General features: G+C 72.7%; 4 protein-coding genes. 3 read left to right on the top strand and 1 reads right to left on the bottom strand.

Annotated features, from left to right (window positions below; translation table 11 throughout):
- Nucleotides 1–255 precede the first annotated feature (255 nt).
- The 3 genes from P1P75_RS42120 (at nucleotide 256) to P1P75_RS39940 (ending at nucleotide 1,470) form a co-directional block, all read left to right on the top strand.
- Complete coding sequence (locus P1P75_RS42120; protein ID WP_313960178.1) at nucleotides 256–342, top strand: putative leader peptide; 87 nt, start codon at nucleotides 256–258, stop codon at nucleotides 340–342.
- An 85-nt stretch (nucleotides 343–427) separates the two neighbouring features.
- Nucleotides 428–985, top strand: coding sequence for a cysteine dioxygenase (locus P1P75_RS39945; RefSeq protein ID WP_319264593.1), 558 nt, complete (start codon nucleotides 428–430; stop codon nucleotides 983–985).
- 74 nt (nucleotides 986–1,059) lie between these two features.
- Entirely contained in the window at nucleotides 1,060–1,470 is a 411-nt protein-coding gene (locus P1P75_RS39940; RefSeq protein WP_319264594.1) for a rhodanese-like domain-containing protein, read from the top strand.
- A 165-nt stretch (nucleotides 1,471–1,635) separates the two neighbouring features.
- Here the strand turns inward: P1P75_RS39940 and P1P75_RS39935 are convergent, their stop codons facing one another.
- A complete protein-coding gene (locus P1P75_RS39935) occupies nucleotides 1,636–4,167 on the bottom strand; it encodes an ABC transporter permease (RefSeq protein WP_319264591.1) in 2,532 nt (843 codons plus the stop codon).
- Nucleotides 4,168–4,294: the final 127 nt, after the last annotated feature.

Below are 4,294 nucleotides of genomic sequence, written 5' to 3'. Positions count from 1 at the left end.
GGCGGAAGCTGCGGCTGGGGCCAAGTGAGGGGGCCGGGGTCTCGGGTCTCGGTGCTTGATCGGGAGGCGCGGAAGGGGTCGCCGGAGGTGCGCGGTGGGCGCGCTCGGTAGGCGGACGGTGGGCGACGCATGACGGGCCCTCGGCGCGCGTGCGCATCCGGTGTGACGATCGGCTGAACCTACTCACCGTCACTCCGCGGTCCACATGGTGACAGTCGGTTGACCGGCGTACCCCGGCATGGTCTACTCCGGATCGTGACCGACACCTGTGTGCGCCTGTGGCGGAGGGTCCATATGGACCTCGTCCGCTATGCGGGCTGCGTGTGTCGTCCGTCCTGCTGAATTCGCATCCCTCTCCCACCGGCGCGCGCCGCCGACGCGCTTTCGCGCATCCGCGCGCTCCCGCGAACGCCCCAGGACGGTACCCGTGTCTGTCTCCCCTCCCTCATACGCATCCCTCTCCGCGTCTCCCTCCGTGTCCGCCCCCGTGGCGACGCCCACCCAGGCGGATCTCCTCGACTTCGTACGGCGTACGGCCGTCGACAGCGCGCTGATCGCCTCGCTCCCCCTCGACCCGGAAGGCCGCACCTGGGTGCGTCTGGAGGGACCCGGCGGCAGCGAGGCCTGGCTGATCGGCTGGCCGCCCGGCACCGGCACCGGCTGGCACGACCACGCCGACTCGGTGGGCGCCTTCCTCACCGCCCGGGGCGAGCTGAAGGAGAACTCCCTCGCCGCGCGGCTGCCCTCGGACGGCTGGAAGACCCTGGAGCTGTCGGAAGACGTCGACCGGGAACGCCGCCTGTCGGCCGGCAAGGGACGCGCCTTCGGACAGCACCACGTCCACGAGGTCCTCAACGAGTCCCGCGAGGAGCTCGCGATCTCCGTGCACGCCTACTACCCACCCCTGCCGAGAATCCGCCGGTACAGCCGGACCGGCCAGGTGCTGCGCCTGGAGCAGGTCGAGCGCCCGGAGGACTGGCAGTGAGCAGCCGCGAGACATCGAGGGGCGAGGTGGTGAGCAGTGACGCGGTGAGCGGTGACGCGGTGAGCGGTGACGCGGTGAGCGGTGACGCGGTGAAGGGCGAGGGGCCCGTGGGCATAGACGAGCTGCTGGAGCGGGTTCGGGCCGGGTACGCGCGCGTGGAGGCACGGGAAGCGTACGAGGCCGCCCGCGCAGGCGAGGCGCTTCTCGTGGACATCCGGTACGCGGCCCTGCGCGAGCGGGACGGGCTGATCCCCGGCGCTCTGGTCGTCGAGCGCAACGAACTGGAGTGGCGCCTCGACCCCTGGGGCAGCCACCGCGCCCCTGAGGCCACCGGCCACGATCTGAGAATTGTCGTGATCTGCAACGAGGGCTACGCGTCGAGCCTGGCGGCAGCGTCCCTGCACCGGCTGGGGCTGCACCGTGCCACCGACCTGGTCGGCGGGTTCCAGGCTTGGCGGTCGGCGGGACTGCCGGTGACGTACTAGAGCCGGATTCTGTGCCGGCTGCCTGGGGGCAGGCACTGAGCCCACGCGCGCGTGGGCTCAGCACAATGGGCAGGCACCAGGCGAGGAGCGTCCTTCGGGCACGGACATGGCGGAGCCGCCGCGCTCCCCGGAGTGGATCTCACCTGGCTGTCCTGCCGGGAGGCCTCACTCCTGGGCCGTCGCCACCGTCACCGCCCGGACCCGCAGCGCCACCCGGCCCGGCAGCGCCGTCGCGACGAGCGCCAGCAGTCCGGCTCCCGCGACCACCGTGACGTACGTCAGCGGGGTGACCGCCGGCGCCGCGCGTCCCGTCATGCCGATGCTGAAGGCGGTGAGGACGGCCAGGGCGACTGCGCTGCCGAGGGCCGTCGCGATGAGGAGCACCGACACGGTCTCGGTGCGCAGCATCCCCAGTACCTGACGGCGGGTCGCCCCCGCCAGCCGCAGCAGCGCGAACTCCCGCACCCGTTGGGAGACGGCCATGGCAAGGGTGTTGACGACGGCGATGGCCGTGAAGGCCAGGACGAGCGCCATGGCGAGGAAGTTGATCTCCGCGTTCGCCTGCTGCCGCTCGGCCTGGAGGGCGTCCGCGGCGGCCGGGGAAAGAATCTCGACGCCCGGGAACTCACGGAGAGTAGTCGCGAGTTGTGTCTGTGTACGGTGCGTGCTGACGAGGACAGAGGAGGCGAGCGGGTTGTCGACGTGGCGGGCGACGAGGTCGTGGGCGAGGGTGAGGTCTCCGAAGCCGAGACCCTTGGCGTAGACGGCGGCGACGGTGAGTGTGGCGGGCGTGCCGTCGCCGAGCGTGAGCTTCAGGGTGCTGCCGGGCGTCAGGCCGAGGTGGTCCGCGGCCAGTTCACTGACGGCCACCGTGCGCTCGGAGAACCGGTCCAGAGATCCGGCGGTGACGTCCGGGTCCCAGGTGCGGGTGAGGCCCGCCGGAGTGACGCCTTGGGCCGCGTACTTGTCGAGACCGACCCGGACGGTCGTCCTGACGACCTCCGTGACGACGTCCCGTCCGGTGCGCAACTGCCGTGCCGCCTCGGCGGGTACGCCAGGGCCGGGAGAGTCGACGACCCAGTCGGCGCGCACACCCTCGCGGGCCTGGGCGCGGGCGGCGTCGCCGAGGGTGGGCTGGACGAACAGCACCGTGCAGGTCATGCCGATGAGGAGCGTGAGGGGGGTGACGACGGAGGCCATGCGTACGGCGTTGCCGCGGAGGTTGGCCGTGGCGAGCCGGCCGCCGGGACCGGTCAGGCGCAGCAGTGCCGCAAGAAGCAGCGCGGCAGCCCTGACCAGCAGCGGACCGAGGAGGGCGACGGAGGTGGACAGGACGACGACGGCCAGGAAGGTCACGGGAGTCGAGGCGGGCTCGGTGCGCAGGACGCTCAGCAGTGCCACCAGGACCGCGCCGCCCGCGAGCAGGAGCAGACCGGCGAGGAGACGGCCCCAAGCGGGCCGGGTGCGCTCGACACGGGCCTCGGACAGGGCCTCGGCCGGGTGGATCCGCGCGACCCGGCGGGAGGCGATGCGTGCGGCGGCCCAGGCGCCGAGCAGGGTCGCGACGACGGCGGCCAGCGGCGGGACGAAGCCGACGGTGTGCTCCAGCGTGGCGGGCACCGCGCCCAGGGCGACGAACCTGTCGTGCAGCCGGCCGCCCAGCGGGATCCCCAAGAGCGCCCCGACGGTTCCCGCGGCCGCTCCGACGATCAGAGCCTCCCTGCCGAGGAGCGTGCGGATCTGCCCGGAGGTGGCGGCGACAGCACGCAGCAGGGCCAGTTCGCGGTGGCGCTGCTGAACCGAGAGCGCAAAGGTGCCGACGACCACGAGTACGGCCACGAGCAGCGAGGTTCCGCCCATCGCGCCGCCCATGCTGACGAGTTTGACGCGGGCCGCGGCGGCGTCCAGGAACTCGACCGGCCCGCGGGCGTCCCCGATACTGACCTGTGCACCGGTGCCGCGCAGCGCCTCGGCCACGTCCTGCCTGAGCCGCCCCGGGTCCGTGCCCGCTTCCGGGATCAGGCCGAACGCGGTGACCTGGCCCGGGTGGGCGGCGAGACGTCGGGCCTCCGCGGTGGAGAAGAAGAGGGACGTCTGGTGGCGTACGTCCGTGTCGGGTACGGCGATTCCGGTGACACGGTAGGTGTGCGGGGCCTGCGTCGACTGGACGGTGAGGCGGTCGCCGGGTGCGAGGCCGGCACGCTCGGCGAGGGCCCGGTCGACGACGACATCGGTGACGGCCCGCGGCGCGGTTCCTTCGGTGAGCCGGTACGGCGTGAGGACGGCGGACTCCCAGGCGTGGCCGTGGGAGGGCCGGCCGGCGGCAGCTCCGCCTGAGACCAACGGCTCGGCGAGGAAGGTGAGTTCGGGGACCACGCGGGCGACACCCGGGGTGGCCGCGAGGGTGGACCCGAGATCGGCCGGGAGCCAGGCGCGCTCGGCGATGGGCTTGGCCTTGTGCTTGACCTTCGTCTTGCCCTTCTTGTGCTTGACGGTGGTCTGGTGGACGTTCTGGTCGGCCGAGACCACGACCGGGGTCGCGGCATAACGCTCGGTCCGGATGGTGCCGCGCAGTCCCGTCTCCAGGAGGGTGCCGCATGCGGTGATCAGGGCGGCCGCGCACATCAGGGCGAGGAAGGCTCCGAGAAAGCCGGCCTTGCGTGCGCGGACGGTCTTGAAGGCATAGCGCAGCATCATGAGGGGTCGGCCTCTCTTCTGTTGTGTGCGGGACGTTGGGCCGCGGGGGCGTGGGGCGCGGGATCGTGGCGCTCTGGGCCGCCGTCGACCGTGGGCACGGGTGCGGCTGCGGGCGGGGCCGAGGGGA

The organism is Streptomyces sp. ID05-39B (genome assembly GCF_033794725.1).
In the GTDB taxonomy this organism is placed as follows: Bacteria; Actinomycetota; Actinomycetes; order Streptomycetales; family Streptomycetaceae; genus Streptomyces; species Streptomyces bobili.
The sequence above is the reverse complement of the archived record's forward strand: the minus strand, read 5'-3'. Positions and strand labels throughout refer to the sequence as shown.